Source organism: Dyella acidiphila, from assembly GCF_014863405.1.
In the GTDB taxonomy this organism is placed as follows: domain Bacteria; phylum Pseudomonadota; class Gammaproteobacteria; order Xanthomonadales; family Rhodanobacteraceae; genus Dyella_B; species Dyella_B acidiphila.
Genome location: NZ_JACZZA010000009.1, coordinates 89,134 through 104,162, shown reverse-complemented (window position 1 = coordinate 104,162; position 15,029 = coordinate 89,134). Strand labels below are relative to the sequence as shown.

At 63.6% G+C, this 15,029-nt stretch carries 16 protein-coding genes; 8 read left to right on the top strand and 8 right to left on the bottom strand.

Features of this window, described 5'->3' with window-relative positions:
- Positions 1–28: 28 nt before the first annotated feature.
- From IGX34_RS14970 to IGX34_RS14960, 3 genes are all read left to right on the top strand, one after another.
- On the top strand, positions 29–1,534 hold the full coding sequence (locus tag IGX34_RS14970) for a transglutaminase-like domain-containing protein (protein ID WP_192556528.1): 1,506 nt from the start codon (positions 29–31) through the stop codon (positions 1,532–1,534).
- Positions 1,535–1,672: 138 nt separating this feature from the next.
- On the top strand, positions 1,673–2,539 hold the full coding sequence (locus IGX34_RS14965) for an SPFH domain-containing protein (protein WP_192556527.1): 867 nt from the start codon (positions 1,673–1,675) through the stop codon (positions 2,537–2,539).
- 7 nt (positions 2,540–2,546) lie between these two features.
- Positions 2,547–2,738, top strand: coding sequence for a type II toxin-antitoxin system antitoxin (locus tag IGX34_RS14960; protein WP_192556526.1), 192 nt, complete (start codon positions 2,547–2,549; stop codon positions 2,736–2,738).
- Here IGX34_RS14960 and IGX34_RS14955 read toward each other — a convergent pair.
- Positions 2,726–3,115, bottom strand: coding sequence for a DUF423 domain-containing protein (locus IGX34_RS14955; RefSeq protein ID WP_192556525.1), 390 nt, complete (start codon positions 3,113–3,115; stop codon positions 2,726–2,728). The genes IGX34_RS14960 and IGX34_RS14955 overlap by 13 nt on opposite strands.
- Positions 3,116–3,194: 79 nt before the next feature.
- Between IGX34_RS14955 and IGX34_RS14950 the strand changes: the two genes are divergently transcribed.
- From IGX34_RS14950 to IGX34_RS14940, 3 genes are read left to right on the top strand one after another with little or no spacing between them, the layout of a single operon-like run.
- Entirely contained in the window at positions 3,195–3,812 is a 618-nt protein-coding gene (locus tag IGX34_RS14950; protein ID WP_192556524.1) for an SCO family protein, read from the top strand.
- Positions 3,809–4,264, top strand: a complete 456-nt coding sequence (locus IGX34_RS14945) for a copper chaperone PCu(A)C (RefSeq protein WP_192556523.1) — start codon at positions 3,809–3,811, stop codon at positions 4,262–4,264. Before IGX34_RS14950 ends, IGX34_RS14945 begins: the two co-directional genes overlap by 4 nt.
- A gap of 7 nt (positions 4,265–4,271) precedes the next feature.
- Positions 4,272–5,042, top strand: coding sequence for a metallophosphoesterase (locus IGX34_RS14940; RefSeq protein ID WP_192556522.1), 771 nt, complete (start codon positions 4,272–4,274; stop codon positions 5,040–5,042).
- On the opposite strand, the gene IGX34_RS14935 is transcribed toward IGX34_RS14940, so the two are convergent.
- The 7 genes from IGX34_RS14935 to IGX34_RS14905 all read right to left on the bottom strand — a co-directional run bounded on the left by IGX34_RS14935 (position 5,043) and on the right by IGX34_RS14905 (position 13,359).
- Positions 5,043–5,939 (bottom strand): cytochrome c oxidase assembly protein, encoded by an 897-nt coding sequence (locus tag IGX34_RS14935; protein ID WP_192556521.1) that lies wholly within the window; start codon positions 5,937–5,939, stop codon positions 5,043–5,045.
- Between the two features lie 91 nt (positions 5,940–6,030).
- The gene (locus IGX34_RS14930) at positions 6,031–7,950 is read right to left on the bottom strand and encodes a GldG family protein (RefSeq protein ID WP_192556520.1); all 1,920 of its coding nucleotides are present in this window, start codon (positions 7,948–7,950) and stop codon (positions 6,031–6,033) included.
- A gap of 3 nt (positions 7,951–7,953) precedes the next feature.
- Positions 7,954–8,688 (bottom strand): ABC transporter permease subunit, encoded by a 735-nt coding sequence (locus tag IGX34_RS14925; protein WP_192556519.1) that lies wholly within the window; start codon positions 8,686–8,688, stop codon positions 7,954–7,956.
- Positions 8,685–9,623: an ABC transporter ATP-binding protein gene (locus IGX34_RS14920; RefSeq protein WP_192556518.1), complete on the bottom strand. Its 939-nt coding sequence runs from the start codon at positions 9,621–9,623 to the stop codon at positions 8,685–8,687. Before IGX34_RS14920 ends, IGX34_RS14925 begins: the two co-directional genes overlap by 4 nt.
- Positions 9,624–9,760: 137 nt before the next feature.
- Positions 9,761–11,164, bottom strand: coding sequence for an SRPBCC family protein (locus tag IGX34_RS14915; protein ID WP_192556517.1), 1,404 nt, complete (start codon positions 11,162–11,164; stop codon positions 9,761–9,763).
- 223 nt (positions 11,165–11,387) lie between these two features.
- Positions 11,388–12,029, bottom strand: coding sequence for a response regulator (locus IGX34_RS14910; RefSeq protein WP_192556516.1), 642 nt, complete (start codon positions 12,027–12,029; stop codon positions 11,388–11,390).
- Between the two features lie 94 nt (positions 12,030–12,123).
- A complete protein-coding gene (locus IGX34_RS14905) occupies positions 12,124–13,359 on the bottom strand; it encodes a sensor histidine kinase (RefSeq protein WP_192556515.1) in 1,236 nt (411 codons plus the stop codon).
- Between the two features lie 251 nt (positions 13,360–13,610).
- Between IGX34_RS14905 and IGX34_RS14900 the strand changes: the two genes are divergently transcribed.
- Positions 13,611–14,231 (top strand): GNAT family N-acetyltransferase, encoded by a 621-nt coding sequence (locus tag IGX34_RS14900; protein ID WP_192556514.1) that lies wholly within the window; start codon positions 13,611–13,613, stop codon positions 14,229–14,231.
- A complete protein-coding gene (minC, locus tag IGX34_RS14895; RefSeq protein WP_192556513.1) occupies positions 14,228–15,010 on the top strand; it encodes a septum site-determining protein MinC in 783 nt (260 codons plus the stop codon). The genes IGX34_RS14900 and minC overlap by 4 nt, the downstream gene beginning before the upstream one ends.
- Positions 15,011–15,029 lie beyond the last annotated feature (19 nt).

Genomic DNA, 15,029 nt, shown 5'->3' with positions numbered 1-15,029 from the left:
CCGTCTCCGTCCCCCATCGGTGAGACTTATGCGCAGCTGGATCGCCCCGCTTTTGCTGGTGCCGACGTTGTGCCTTGCCTCCGGCCAGGCGTCGCCGGATACAACCGTGCCTTCATCCACCACTACCTGGATGACGGTCATGCTCAACGGCCGCAAGATCGGCCAGGAGGAAATCCAGCGCCAGCGCGCAGGGGACGTGGTGATCACCACGCAGACCCTGCTGATGGACGTCAAACGCAACGGCAGGACGGTGCCTTACACCAACACCAGCCGCAGCGTGGAAACGGTCGACGGCAAGCCGCTCAGTTTCGGCATGACCACCACCATGTCGGCCAACGAGACGGATATCGCCGGCACCATGCAGCCGGATGGACAGCTGCAGCTGGTCACTTCGGTGGGCGGCGACACGCGCCAGATCGTCACCGGCTGGCCGGCTGGCGCCCTGCTGGTGGAAGGACAGCGCATGGCCATGCTGGCCGCCAGCCAGCATCCGGGGCAACGCTACAACTTGCTCGCCTACAACCAGGCCAGCCAGCAAGCGATGAAATTGGACGTGGACGTGATCGGTACCGAGCAGGTGAACCTGCTCGGCCATGTGGAGACCTTGAACCATCAGCGCGAAACACTGCGCGGCCCGCGCGGCACGCAAGTAGTCGACCTCTGGCTGGACGCCCAGGGCAATCTGCGCAAAGGTTCGCTGTCGATGCTGGGACGGCCGCTGGATCTGGTCGCCTGCAATCAGGCCTGTGCAGCTGCGCCGAGCGAAAGCCTGGACATGATGGACTCGGCCCTGATCGACTCGCCGCGTCTGCTGACGCCCGACATGCTCAGCGATTTTCTCAGCTATCGCGTACATGTCAGCAATAAAAGCGTTATCCATCCCTTTATCAATACCGACGAGCAGACCGTCGCCGACCTGGGCGATGGCAATTGGCAGGTCAACGTATTTCGCAGCACCCTCGACGACCGCGACCCGCCGACCCCCGCCGATACCGCCCCCAACGCCTGGCTGCAGTCGGACCTGCCGGCCATACGCGAACTGGCCACTACCGCGGCCGGCAATGCGAACAGCCCGCAGCACGTGATGGGCAACTTGAACTCCTTCGTCAACCGCTACCTTTCGCAGCAAGGCGTGGATATCGGCTACGCCTCGGCACTGGAAGTGGCGCGCGACCGCAAAGGCGATTGTGTGGAATCGGCCGTCTTGCTCGCCGCCATGGCGCGTGCCAAAGGCATCCCGGCACGCGTGGTGATCGGGATGATCTACACCAATCGCTACGGCAGCAAATCCAGGGTATTCGTACCGCATGCCTGGGTCATCGCCTGGCTCAAGGATCGTTGGCACAGCTTCGATCCTGCCGCCACTCGCTTCGACACCGGCCATATCGCGCTGGACAGCAGTGACGGCAATCCCTGGCATCTGTTCAATGCCACCAACGAGCTGGGCACCATCCAGATCGATTCGGTACACACGTTCGAAGAGCTGTACAACCGCTCCTATAGCGGCGGCATGGTCGACGGCAGCCGCCGGTAAGCCGTCCCCGTACTGCTCAAGACCTGTAGAACAGGCCGCCGCGGAGCACTCTGTGCCGCGGCTGCCTACCCTTTGGACCGGGCACTTGAATTAGATATCACTTTGATATCTAATTTCGCCAACCTGGAGGGTAACGCCATGAACGAACGTGCTGGGTTTTCGGTAGCCGGGATTCCTTTCATTTTTGTCTGCCTGTTGCTGGCCCTGCTGGGCCTGGCCTGCGAGGGGGGTGCAGCGCTCAGCGGGTATTCCGCGCTGGGCGTACTGGGCGTGATCATCCACCTGCTTACGCTCTGGTCGCTCAAGGGCTTTTTCCAGGTCGCGCCCAATGAGGCGCAAGTGCAGCAGCTGTTCGGCAAATATGCCGGCACGGTGCGTCAGGAGGGCCTGCGCTGGACCAATCCGTTCTACAGCCGCCGCCCCGTTTCGCTGCGCGTGCGCAACTTCGAAAGCGGCAAGCTGAAGGTCAACGACAGCGACGGCAATCCGATCGAGATCGCCGCCGTAGTGGTATGGCAGGTGATGGATACCGCCGAAGCCGTGTTCTGCGTCGACAACTACGAGAATTTCGTGCACATCCAGAGCGAGTCTGCGCTGCGCCAGATGGCGCAAAGCTATCCCTACGACGGGCATGAAGACGGCAAGCCTTCCCTGCGCAGCCATGGCGAGGAGATCAACAATCATCTGCGCGATGAAATCCAGGCACGCCTGGGCAAGGCCGGCGTTCAAGTGACCGAAGCGCGCATCAGCCACCTGGCTTATGCGCAGGAAATCGCCCAGGCCATGTTGCAGCGTCAACAGGCCAGTGCCATCGTTGCCGCGCGCGAACGCATCGTGCAGGGTGCAGTCGGCATGGTGGCGATGGCGCTGGAAAAGCTGCGCGCCGAAGGCGTGGTGGAACTGGATGAGGAGCGCAAGGCGGCGATGGTAAGCAACTTGCTGGTCGTATTGTGCGGTGAACGCGGCACGCAACCGGTGCTCAACACGGGCACGTTGTACAACTAAACGCAGCATGGCCGCAGAAAAAAAAGCCTACCCACTGCGCATCAGCGCCGTCGTACTGGAAGCGATGCAACGCTGGTCCGACGACGAGCTGCGCAGTGTCAATGCGCAAATCGAATACGTGCTGCGCGAGGCGCTGCATAAAAACGGGCGCCTGAAATCAGGCAAGGCGAAGCCGCTGACGGACGATCAGGACGATTGACGTTCGTCTGCGCGCTTCAGCGAATAGCCCAGCGCCAGCCAGCCAAGCATGAAAGACACGCCGCCGAACGGCGTGACGATACCCAGCCAGCGCGGTGCGCCCAACGCCAGCCCGTACAAGCTGCCACTGAACAACACGATGCCGATGGCCAGCGCCCACACCGCCACACGCGCTGCCTTGCCACGACTCCATGCCACCGCAACTGCAAGCGCCAGCGCATGCCAGAAGTGGTATTCCACCGCGGTATGCCACAGCTCGCGGTGCGCCCCGTCGAGCACATCGCGCAAGCCATGCGCGCCGAAAGCACCCAGCAGTACGGCGCTGGCGCCGGCCACGCCGGCCAGCAGACCACTGCGAACGGAGACATCTTGTCGCATAGAGAACGTTTCCCAAGGCAAAAGAACGACAGCCGGCACACGTGGCGTATGCTGCGCAGACCCACCACAGGATTTTTGCATGAAGCGTCCGCGTTTGGCCCGCCTGGCCGTCCTGTCGATCATGCTTGCGGCAGGCCTGTCGCTGGCGGCATGCCAGCACGAGTCCCCACAGCCCTGGCAGCTGACGGACATCGCCGGACATATGCCGGATCTCGCACTGAGCCTTACCGACGATCAGGGCAAGGCCGTTACCGCCGCCGATTACCGGGGCAAGATCGCCCTGCTCTATTTCGGTTATACGCACTGTCCTGACGTATGCCCGCTGACCCTCGCGCAGTTGCACGTCGTGATGCAGAAACTCGGCACAGCAGCCGACCACGTGCGCATTCTGTTCGTCAGCGTCGATCCCACCCGCGACACGCCGGCCATCCTGCATGCCTATGTGGCGGCCTTCGATCCGCGTGCAGTCGGACTTACCGGCGCGGCCGCCGAGATTGAAGCGCTGACGAAACGCTACCGCGCCGCGTTCTCCCGCGAGCCCGGCAAGGCGGACGGCAGCTACGAGGTGAGCCATAGCTCCGGCATCTATATTTTCGATGCGAACGGCAAGGCCAGATTGCTGGCCACGCCCACCGATCCGCAGGACAAGATGGTGCACGATCTGCAATTACTGTTGAACACGGGAAGCGGGACATGAGCATGCGTTGCCTGCTGATCCTGTTGATCGTCGGCATGCTGCCGATCGCGAATCTGCATGCAACCCAGTCCAGTCAGGTGACCGCCAGCCACGCCTGGATCCGGCTGCTGCCGGCCAATCTTCCCGCCAGCGGTTACGTGAATCTGCACAATGCCGGCGCCTCGGCAGCCACGCTCGTATCTGCACACAGCGCCGTCTACGCATCGGTGATGCTGCATCAAAGCAGCATGGACGCACATGGCATGAACAACATGACGGCGGTCGCGCAGATGAGCATTCCCGCCCATGGCTCCGCTTCGCTCGCACCTGCCGGCTATCACCTCATGCTCGGGCAGCCCAGCCATCCGCTCAAGCCCGGCGACACGGTCGACATCACGCTCGACTTTGCGGATGGAAGCCAGCTGCCGGTGTCGTTCCTGCTGCGCCCAGCCAACGCCGCCGATCCCGAATAATCTGCTGATGCGCGTCTTCGCCGTCTCCGATCTGCATCTGGACTACGCGCCTAACCGCGCCTGGGTCGAACAGTTGTCGCGGCAGGACTACCGCAGCGACATCCTGATTCTCGGCGGCGATATCTCCGATCGCATTGCGCTGCTCGGCGAGGGGCTCGAAGCGCTGGCACGCCGTTTCTCCCACGTGCTGTTCGTGCCGGGCAATCACGACCTGTGGGTGCACCGGGAAGGCATGCGGGATTCATTCGAGAAGTTCGACGCGGTGTGCCGCATTGCCACGGAACGCGGTGTAAGCATGACGCCGTATCGGCATGGCGGCACGGCCATCGTGCCCATGCTGAGCTGGTACGACTATTCCTTCGGTGCGCCTGATGACTATCTCAAAGGCGCCTGGGCGGATTACCGCGCCTGCCGCTGGCCGGATGGCTACGACGAGGACGCCGTCACGCGCTGGTTTATCGCACGCAATCCGTCCTCTGCTGCAGCCAACCTGGAAGGCGCGAGCGAGGTCATCACGTTCTCGCACTTTCTGCCGCGCATCGACCTGATGCCCGAAGGGATTCCCGAGAAGCATCGCCGGCTTTATCCGATTCTGGGCACCTACAAGCTGGATGCGCAGATCAGGCAGCTGGGCAGCGGCCTGCATATCTACGGGCATAGCCATGTCAATCGGCGAATTGCGATCGACGGCATCACCTACATCAACAATGCTTTTGGCTATCCCTCGGAAGCGCATTTCGCGGCACGCGAGCTGCTGCTCGTGCACAGTTCCGACTAATCAGGCCGCATTGGCGCCGTGAGGAGGCGACGCTTCCCCGGCCGCTCCCTGGACGGAAACCGCCCTGGCGCGCGATTGCCGCCGAATGCGCCCGCTGCGCGACAGCCGCAGCCACTGGCGCATCGCCAGCAAGCCGCCGATGGTCTCGATGGTCGCCGCCGGCACCCAGATGATGATGCCGCCGATCAGCTGGCCGGTGAATACATTGAAATTGAAGGCGCGGCCGCAGATCTCGAAGATCGGATACAGATCGGCCTTGGAAAACGTGATGATCGCGCCCGCCAGAATCTGCGGCGTCATGGTGATGCCTGGCGAAAGCACGCGCAGGCCGGGAATCATCCTGCCCGGTGGACGCGGGCGATGGTCCAGCACCAGCCACCAGTAGACGAAGCCACTGAGGATCATCGACCAGTTCATGAAGCGGTACACGCGCCAGTCGAGCATCGCCATCGTCTGCATCGACGGAATCAGCCAGATCAGGATGAAGGCGACGAACAAGACCGTGGCCACCGCCGGATTGAGCAGCACCGCGCTGATCACGCGCCACGGCCAGCTGCGCAGCGCCGGGCGCAGCGCATGCACGCGCCAGCGCAGCGGCAGGCCCGCACGCAATACGGAGCCCGGATACGAGGCCATGATGGTCAGCGGCGCCAGATGATGCAGCAGCAATTGCTGGATGCGATGCATGAAAAACTCATGCTCGGCATAGAAATCGAAATAGGTGTGCAGGCACAGGTAGACGATCGCCATGCCGGTCCAGAACGCCACCCGCCGTGCCGCACTGACCTTTTGCCGGCGGCATCCGCGCCAGTACAGCAGGCACGTCACCAGGAAACTCGCTAGCAACACCCACGAGAATTCCCAGGGAACGATCCATTTCAGCAATCCGGCGAACATCGGCCCGAGCTACCCCCTACCGCAGACGGCTTTGAGCTTAGTCCAGGCCACGCGGTACTTCATGGCGCGCACTTGCGGCATATCGCCACCATCACGAGCGCTGCCGCCGGTTCCGGCGCGTGCGCCGCCAGCCGTAGAGCAGCCCCAGGATGGTGATCAGCACCGGCAGCACCACGATATTGAGCACCTTCAGCCGCATGCCCAGCGCATCGATCTCCGCATTGAGCTGGTGCTGCAGATCGCGCAGCTCCTTGCTGATCGCCAACTGGCGCTGCAGGAACTGTTCGATCTCGCGCTTCTGCTCCGCGCTGGTCGAGGTATCGCGCTCGCCCTTGGCCGGCTGCAGTTCGCTGAGCCGCTGCTTGGTATCGGCCAGTTCGTTCTTCAGCTCCTGCTCCTTTTGCAGGAACTTGCGGTCGGCCGCATGCCGCAAGGCTTCCACCCGCGTGAACGGACGCTGCGAACTGGAACGTCCGCGGATGGACAGCAGCGCCGACGACCCGCTGAGATTGTCGACCAGGTTGTTGATGAAGTCGCCGTTGTTGGCGAATGCATTGAGCAGCGGCTGACCGAGGAAGTTCTGCGTTTCCACCCACAGGCGGTCGGTAAGCAGATCGGTATCGGCCACCAGAATCACTTCCGCATTTGCTGGCGATTGCGCTACGTGGCCGGCCCGCCTGGCCAATTCCGGAAAGGCGCTGACAAACGGGCCGCGCAAGCGGGCCGCAATCACGTAGTTCTGATTCTGCGGCTGATAGCCCTGCATCAGACTGGAAGGATTGCTGATCGCATCGATCGCGCGCTGAGTGGGCACGATCTCGGCATCTGCACTGCTTTGTAGCAACGGAATCAGGCGCGTCGTCGCATTCGGCAGCAGATCGAAATGACCGGCGGTAGACACGTTGACGCGCTGCAGGCTCGCGGTCAGCACGTCATCGCGATTGAGCTCCTGCGTGCCCAGGCCGAGCATGGCCGGATGCGCCAGATTCACGCCCGCCAGCTCGATCGGCAAGGCGCGGGCGCGATCCAGCACGACCTGGTCGGGGCTGTAGGCCACGCCCCAGTCGGCAAACAGGCGCGGCAGGTTGGAGCTGTGATTATTGGTGCCGGCCAGCGAATCCTGCGCCAGCGGCGCCGGATCGGATTCGGCGAACGGATCGACGAATACCGCCAGATGGCCGCCGCTGAGCACATATTGGTCCAGCGCGTACTGCGCATCGGTCGACAGATTCTTCGGATGGATCAGCAGCAGCACCTGGATGCTCTTGTCGATCTGCCTGAGCTTGCCCGCATCCAGCACTTGCACGTCGAACAGCTGCTGCAGCTGTTGCATTACCGCCCATGCCGGCGCGCCGTGCAGCGTATCGCCCATCACCGGCAGATCGGTCATCACGCCGATGCGCGGCTTATGCGGTTCGCTGAGCTGATACAGCAGCTTGGCGATGTCGTATTCGAGGAAGGGCTCACGCTGCGGATCGAAAAAGGGCATCGACAGGCTGCGGTCGTCGAGCTTCGGGCCGCTGTCCTCGGCAGCATCCGCACCGGCATCCGGACCCGCATCGCTGGAAGCCGGCCGGGTGGCGCCGACCAGGCCGAAGAAAATCCGCTCACCGTTGCTGCCACCGTTCATCGCGGTGAGGCCGTTGCCCTCGGCGCTGGCTTCTTCATCCGAATAAGGCACCGGATCGACAATCTGCAAATGGATGCGCCCGTGCGAGCGGGCCACCATTTCCTGCAGCATTTCAGCCACGCGCTGCTCGTAGCTGCGCAGGGTCGGCAGATCCTTGGTGGCGTGCTGCGAGAAATACAACGTCAGCCACAGCGGCCGATGCACGTTGTCGATGATCTGCCGCGTACCTGGCGACAGCGTATAGAGCCCGTCGGCGGTGAGATCGAAACGCTCCGGCTCCAGCCAGCGGCTGGTGACCAGGGTGAGGCTGCAATACGCAACGATCAGCGCCGCCAGGGCGCTCAGCAGGATGGTGCGTCGACGCAAGACAAAGCGCGCCATCGTTCAATGACTCCGCTTCAGGTCGAGCACCAGCACGCCGGCGGTGAGCCAGGCTGCAATGGTGAGCACGAAGTAGAGAATGTCGCGCACATCCAGCACGCCGCGCGCGATGGCTTCGTAGTGGCGCAGCATGGACAGATGCGCCACGCCGTTGACCAGCTTGCGCGGAAGCGCGCCCTGGAAGAAATCCAGCACTTCGGACTGCCCGACCAGGATCAGCAGCACGCAAACCACCGCGGTAAGAATGAAGGCCACCACCTGGCTGCTGGTCAGCGTGGAAAGACAGGCACCGATGGCCAGGAACGCACCTGCCATCAGCCAGCTGCCGATATAGCCGGCAACGATGATGCCGTTGTCCGGCGAGCCGAGGTAGTTGACGGTCAGCCAGATCGGGAAAGTCAGCAGCAAGGCGAGCCCGACAAACAGCCATGCGGCGAAAAATTTGCCGAGCATCGCCTGCCACAAATTCATCGGCAGGGTGAGCAGCAGTTCCAGCGTGCCGGACTTGGCCTCTTCGGCCCACATGCGCATGGATACCGCCGGCACCAGGATCAGATACAGCCACGGATGCATCACGAAAAACGGCTGCAGGTCGGCGACGCCGCGGTCGTAAAAATCGCCGCCGTAGAAAGTGAGAATGCCGGCCAGCACCAGGAAGATCACCAGGAATACATACGCCACCGGCGTCACAAAGTAGCTGCGCAATTCGCGGCGCATCACGGCGATGGTCGGACTCAAGGCGGCGCCTCCGTTTCGGCGCCGAGCGTGATCTGGCGGAACACTTCGTCCAGGCGTCCGCGCTCAAGCTGGATCTCGGACACCTCCAGGCCCTGCTGGCGCAACAGGGATTCCACCGGTTCGAGAATGTGCTCGCCCGGCTTGGGAAATACCGTTACGCGCCCGTCCAGCGGATCCACTTCGATGCCCGCCACCTGCGGTAAACGCCCGAGCATTTCCTGCGACAGGCTGCTGCCCGCCGCGCTGAACGACACCGCGCCGTGATAACGCGAGCGTGCTTCGAGCTCGGCCGGTGTGGCGTCGGCGCGCAGCCGGCCGCCCGCGATGATCACCACGCGATTGCACAAGGCATGCACTTCTTCCAGCAGATGAGTGGAAATCAGGATGGTGCGCTCGCGCGCCATCGCATCGATCAGCTGGCGCACAGTGTGCTTCTGATTGGGATCGAGGCCGTCGGTGGGCTCATCGAGCATCAGCACCGGCGGATCGTGCACGATCGCCTGCGCCAGGCCCACGCGCCGGCGCAGGCCCTTGGACAAGGTGTCGACGCTGACATTCAAGGCATCCTCAAGCTGCAGCCGGCCCACCACTTCGTCGAAGCGGCGGCGGCCCACGTCGGAGCGCAGGCCGCGCATGCGCATGATGAAGATCAGGAATTCGCGCACGGTCATTTCGCCGTAGCTCGGCGCACCCTCCGGCAGATAGCCGAGCGCGCGCTTGGCCTTCAGCGGTTCCTTGCGTACGTCGTATCCGCATACGCGGGCAGTGCCTGCGGTCGGCGCAAGAAAACCGGCAATCATGCGGATCGCACTGGTCTTGCCGGCCCCGTTGGGCCCGAGCAGGCCAAGCACCTGACCCGGTTCGGCATAGATGCTCAGCGCATCCACCGCGGTCAAATGGCCGTAGCGCTTGGTGAGCTTGTCGGTTTCGATCATGTCGGCTTGCGAATGAGACTGCCCTGCAATGTACCCCAAGCACGACGCAAAGTTCGCCGACCGCGGCGATGCCCTGCGCAGAAACAAAAAAAGCCCTCCACGAGGGAGGGCTTTTGATGACAATGCTTGGCTTGCGCTTACTTGCCGGCCGGTGCTGCGGCGGTGCTTGCCGGAGCGGGCGCGGTGCCGGCCGGAGCCGGGGCCGTGCCGCTGGAAGCCGGCTGGCCGTTGGCATTGAGGATGCCCGGCTGCTTGATGCCCGCCTGCTGTTCCGGCGTCTGCTGCGGCAGCGCGGCGCCGTCGGCGGAGTCGGAGATCGGCAGGTACACGGCGTACTGCGCATAGGTGGTGATCGCGCCGCTGGCATCCTTCACGTCCGGCTGGGTGAGGATGTCGTACAGGCGGTTGGTCACTTCGTCGTACTTGTAGCCGTGGGTCTGGGCGTAGGCCTTCAGCATGTCGCGTGTCTGCGGCACGCCGGCAGCGGTGCCGTTCCACGGTGCTTCCAGCGCGGGGCCACCATAGGCAAGCATGCCGCGCACGTTGTTGTCGATGATCAAGTTGCCGTAGCGATCTTTGCTGCCCGGCTGGTTGGCATCCGCATTGGCCGGTGCAGCGGTGGTGCTGCTGGAGGCGGGTGCGGCGGTCTGGTCGGCCAGCGACGGCGGCGTCGGTGCGGCCAACTGGTAGCTCTGGCCACCCACGTTCAGGCTGGCGGAGTCGATCGGCTCGGCCACGTCGAAGGTGTAGGTCTCGTCACCGTAGTTGGTGGTGAAGATCACGCGCGGACCGGTGGTGTGCACGCCCAGCTTCTTGGCGGCATCTTCGATCTGCTTGACGGCAGCGTCGGTGGCTTCGTTCAAGCCGTCCAGGCCGTCCTTGCGCTTCATCGAGGTGGAAACGAACAGCACCGGCGTCTGCTTGGTCTGCACGATGTACGGGTCGAGCGCGCTGTAGTCGATATTCGGCACTGCCGCCAGCACGTTCTGCAGGTTGTTCAGGCTGTACTGGATGAAGGCATCCGGCTGGCCGTGAATGTACATATTGGAATAACGGGCCACCAGGCTGAAGCCGTAGGTCACGTCATACGACCAGGTGATCTTGGTCAGCTTGCCGGTGTTGCCCTGGCGCAGCAGGTCGAGGGTGAAGTGCTTGTCGCTGCCCTTCCAGGCGTTGTCCACATTCCACACGATCTGCGCGCTGTTGACGCTGGGGTCGATCTTGTCAAATTCCGGCTGGGAGCTGGCGATGGTCAGCTTGCCGTCGCCCACTTTCTCGTCCTCGCTGGACCAGCCGATCTCGGAGCCCGGGCCGTAGGCACTGCCGGAGAGGGTGAACTTGGTCCGCGAATCGTAGGCGCGCAACACGCTGTAATCGGGGAAAGTACGGAAATTGTTTACTACGTCGTAGACCTGGCGCAGGTCTTTGCTGACTACCAACGACCGTTCAACGTGGCCGCTGCCGGGCATGATCACACCCACCACGACGCCGACAACGACGACGATCAGCAGGGCGACGATGAATTCCAGAACACGCATCATTCCAGGTTTCTCCGAGACGAATCTCTTGCAGTGAAAAGCGCAGGCCGGGGCGGGACCGCCACGGATGGCTTTCCCTCGTGGGAAACCGCATCAGGACGGGGGTTCGGCTGGCGCCTAAGCTGCCGATGGTACTTGCTCACGCGCAGGAACGCTACGGGCCAAATAGGCCCGCAGCCGCGCTGCTACGCAGCATTCCCTGTCATGAATATGCGACCTGCGGATGCTAGACGATGCCCAGTTCCAGGGCCTTGAGCACCGCACGGGTACGGTCGCGCACGCCGAGCTTGGAAAGGATGTTGGAAACGTGATTCTTCACGGTGCCTTCGGCCACCTTAAGCGAATTGGCAATTTCCTTATTGCTGTAGCCGCCGGAGAGCAGGCGCAGGATTTCCGTCTCGCGCTCGGTCAGCGGGTCGGGCTGCTCCAGGCTGGTGAACTGGTTATGGATCCGCCCCACCCCCGCCAGCAGGCGCTGGGTGACCATCGGCGCCACCAGCGAGCCGCCATTCGCCACGGTACGCACGGCCTCCACCAGTTGCTCCAGGGATACGTCCTTGAGCAGGTAGCCGCGGGCGCCGGCCTTCAGGCCCTGCAGCACCAGCTGATCGTCGTCGAAGGTGGTGAGGATGATGGTGGGCGGCAGTTCGTTACGGGCCGAAAGTGTCTGCAGCACTTCCAGGCCGCTCATGTTGGGCATGCGCAGGTCCAGCAGCACCACATCCGGCTTGATCCGCGGAATGTCCTGCACCGCCTGCACCCCATCGGCGCATTCGGCGACGACGCGGATGTCCTCGGCCAGATCAAGCAGGGAACGCACTCCTTGGCGAACCAGATTCTGGTCGTCGACGAGACAAACGGAAATCATCGTGGATCCTCGCAGCTTTGACGGCCCCTCACGGGCCACGTGCATACAACGAACAAAGACGATTGAGCGGGCAGCGACACATTGTTACAGGGCATCACGTAAGGCTCAACGCAGGGGGTTCGAAACGTGACGGCGTATGCGCCAATACCGACGGCTCGCCCAATGGAAGACGGACGTGCAGGGCAAAACCCTGCCCCGTCCCGCTTTCCATGGACACGTCGCCACCATACTCGTTAAGGCGTTCGCGCATGCCGGACAGACCGTTACCCGGCAGGATCGAGGCCGTGCCGCGGCCATCGTCGCGCGCACACAGGCTCAGCAAGCTCTCATCTTCATACGCGAAGGTCAGCCACAAATTGCGCGCGCCGGCGTGCTTGGCGGTATTGGTGATGATCTCCTGCACGCAGCGCAGCAATACCTGCGCCCGGCGCGGATCCTCCACGCTGAAGCGCGGCGGCGTGCTCAGGTGCACCTGCAGGCTGGGCACGCCGTCGATCAGGCTTTGCAGCGCCTGGGTAAGATCGATCGCATCGTCCTGGCGCAGCTCGCTGACCGCCTCGCGTACGTCCGCCAGCAACAGGCGTGCGGTGTTCTGCGCCTTGCGCACGTGCTCGGAAGCCGCCTCGTTGCTCAGGTGGCTGGCCACTTCCAGGTTGAGGCTCAATGCCGTGAGGTGATGGCCGATCAGGTCGTGCAGCTCGCGTGCAATGCGCATGCGCTCGGCGATCCGCGTGGATTCGGCCAGCAGCGCGCGCGTGGCGCGCAATTCGGAGTTGAGCCGGCGCTGCGCCTCGCGTTCCTCCGCCTGCTGGCTGGCGACCATCGAGGCGACGAAGCCGAGCATGGAGTACGCCGTATAGATGCTGGCCTGCAGCGACCCGAGCAGAATGCTGTATTTGAATTCGGCAAAACTGGAAAACAGCGCCGCCAGACACATGGTCTGAAAGACCACCCAGGCCACGCCCACCCAGAACGGCACCAGCCAGGGCAGCACCACCGACACCACTACCATCAGGATCGCCGACAGGCCGCTGTGGCTGTACCAGCCCACCACCAGCGCCGCCACCGTCATGACCAGCAGGCCCACCAGGCGCGCGCCGACATGCGTACGCGAGCCGAGGTCGTTGGTGACCAGCAGGTAGAGCACGCCGAACGCCAGGTAGAACAGCGTGCACAGCAGCAGCGCGAAGTTAGGCCGGTGCAGCAAATCCAGCCGTTCGGTCGCCCAGCTGGTGAACAGCGGGGTGCCATCGCACAGATAGGCAATCAGCCCGGTGAGCCGCAATACGCGGATGTGGTTGAAATTGGTCATCGCCATGTCGCGCATCATAGGCCCCCGCCGGAGAGGGTGTATGCGCGGGAAGTCATGCGCGGCGGGACATGGGCCCGGCGCCGCCGCGGCACGCCGCAGCGCCTTGCGGCGGCAGATCCGACGGAGCGCTCGCCCGCACCCATCCCCCGGTTTACAAAGGTTTTACATGCCGCAGCACGGGATGTGTCGCCGTAAGGCCCATGCCATAATGCGCGCTGAGCTGGGCCGTCAGTCGGTCTTACTAGCAACCACTCACTGCGGAGCAACGAATGGCCCTTGCCATCCGCGACGTGCGCGAGCACGACCTGGATGCCGTACTGGCGCTCAACAACACCGCCGGACGCTCCATTCTCGTTCTGGACGATGCGCAGTTGCGCTACTTCTACGAGCACGCCGATTACTTCCGGGTGGCCGAGATCGACGGTCAGCTCGCCGGCTTCCTGATCGCCCTGCGCGACGGGCGCGACTACGTCAGCCCCAACTATCAGTGGTTCGGCGAACACTACCCGTCGTTCGTCTATATCGACCGCATCGTGATCGCCAACGCGTTCCGCCGCCACGGCCTGGGCCGCATCTTCTATTGCGACGTGAACAGCTTCGCCGAAGTGCGCGTGCCGCTGCTGACCTGCGAGGTGTTCCTGGAGCCGCCGGATGACGTGGTGGTGCTGTTCCATGGCACCTACGGCTTCCAGGAAGTCGGCCAGCAACGCATGGGCGAGCGCGGTCCGCAGGTGAGCCTGCTGGCCAAGGACCTGCCCAGCTTTGCCTACGTGCGCGATACCTATCTCGAACATGCCGGCCTGCCCGATCTGCCCTGGCTGGCCGGCCGCCCCCTTTCACTCAATAACGACTCCAAGCCGCGCCGCCTCGCCGGAGAGCGGCGCTCATGAATGCAAAGATGGAAGCCAACGACGCTTGTGACCTGCGCTTCGGCCAGGTCGGTATTGCCTGTGTACGTGTAAAACGCCCCGACGCCGCTGCCTTGTGCGAAGAACTGGAACGCCGCGTGCGCGCCGCACCGCAGCTGTTCTCGCGCGCCGCGGTGGTGCTCGACCTCAGCCACCTGCTGAACCTGCCCGATGACGGCACTGTCGACGCGCTGCTCGAAGCCGTGCGCAGCGCCGGCATGCTGCCGGTAGGCCTGGCCTATGGCACCAGTGCCACCGAGGCGCTGGCGCAGCGCATGGGCCTGCCTCTGATCGCCAAGTTCCGCGCCGCGTATGAACCGGCCGACGGCGGCAGCATCGCGCCGCCGGCACCGGGTCCGACGCCCGCACCCGTCCCTGCCGCACCGGTGGTACGCGAACCGGTACTGGCGGCGCCGGCTCCCGGCAGCAGCCCGGGGGCGCAACATCATGAAGGGGCCGTGCGCTCGGGCCAGCAGGTCTATGCGCGCGACCGCGACCTGGTCGTCACCGGCGCCATCGCCAACGGCGCCGAAGTGATCGCCGACGGCAGCATCCATGTCTACGGCAGCCTCAAGGGCCGCGCCATGGCCGGCGCCCAGGGCGACGCGAAAGCACGCATCTTCGTGTCGGATTTCCGGGCCGAACTGGTGGCCATCGCCGGCCATTACCGGGTGTTCGAGCAGATACCCAAAGACCTGGAGGGCCAGTCTGTGCAATGCTGGCTCGACGGCGAAAAATTGCTGATCGCGCCGCTGAAATAGCTGGCGCCATACCTAATAA

Excerpts from the sequence above, each read along its gene's own strand:
- IGX34_RS14970 (WP_192556528.1), top strand. The coding sequence starts at position 29 with ATGCGCAGCTGGATCGCCCCGCTTTTGCTGGTGCCGACGTTGTGCCTT.
- IGX34_RS14965 (WP_192556527.1), top strand. The coding sequence starts at position 1,673 with ATGAACGAACGTGCTGGGTTTTCGGTAGCCGGGATTCCTTTCATTTTT.
- IGX34_RS14960 (WP_192556526.1), top strand. The coding sequence starts at position 2,547 with ATGGCCGCAGAAAAAAAAGCCTACCCACTGCGCATCAGCGCCGTCGTA.
- IGX34_RS14955 (WP_192556525.1), bottom strand. The coding sequence starts at position 3,115 with ATGCGACAAGATGTCTCCGTTCGCAGTGGTCTGCTGGCCGGCGTGGCC.
- IGX34_RS14950 (WP_192556524.1), top strand. The coding sequence starts at position 3,195 with ATGAAGCGTCCGCGTTTGGCCCGCCTGGCCGTCCTGTCGATCATGCTT.
- IGX34_RS14945 (WP_192556523.1), top strand. The coding sequence starts at position 3,809 with ATGAGCATGCGTTGCCTGCTGATCCTGTTGATCGTCGGCATGCTGCCG.
- IGX34_RS14940 (WP_192556522.1), top strand. The coding sequence starts at position 4,272 with ATGCGCGTCTTCGCCGTCTCCGATCTGCATCTGGACTACGCGCCTAAC.
- IGX34_RS14935 (WP_192556521.1), bottom strand. The coding sequence starts at position 5,939 with ATGTTCGCCGGATTGCTGAAATGGATCGTTCCCTGGGAATTCTCGTGG.
- IGX34_RS14930 (WP_192556520.1), bottom strand. The coding sequence starts at position 7,950 with ATGGCGCGCTTTGTCTTGCGTCGACGCACCATCCTGCTGAGCGCCCTG.
- IGX34_RS14920 (WP_192556518.1), bottom strand. The coding sequence starts at position 9,623 with ATGATCGAAACCGACAAGCTCACCAAGCGCTACGGCCATTTGACCGCG.
- IGX34_RS14915 (WP_192556517.1), bottom strand. The coding sequence starts at position 11,164 with ATGATGCGTGTTCTGGAATTCATCGTCGCCCTGCTGATCGTCGTCGTT.
- IGX34_RS14910 (WP_192556516.1), bottom strand. The coding sequence starts at position 12,029 with ATGATTTCCGTTTGTCTCGTCGACGACCAGAATCTGGTTCGCCAAGGA.
- IGX34_RS14905 (WP_192556515.1), bottom strand. The coding sequence starts at position 13,359 with ATGATGCGCGACATGGCGATGACCAATTTCAACCACATCCGCGTATTG.
- IGX34_RS14900 (WP_192556514.1), top strand. The coding sequence starts at position 13,611 with ATGGCCCTTGCCATCCGCGACGTGCGCGAGCACGACCTGGATGCCGTA.
- minC (WP_192556513.1), top strand. The coding sequence starts at position 14,228 with ATGAATGCAAAGATGGAAGCCAACGACGCTTGTGACCTGCGCTTCGGC.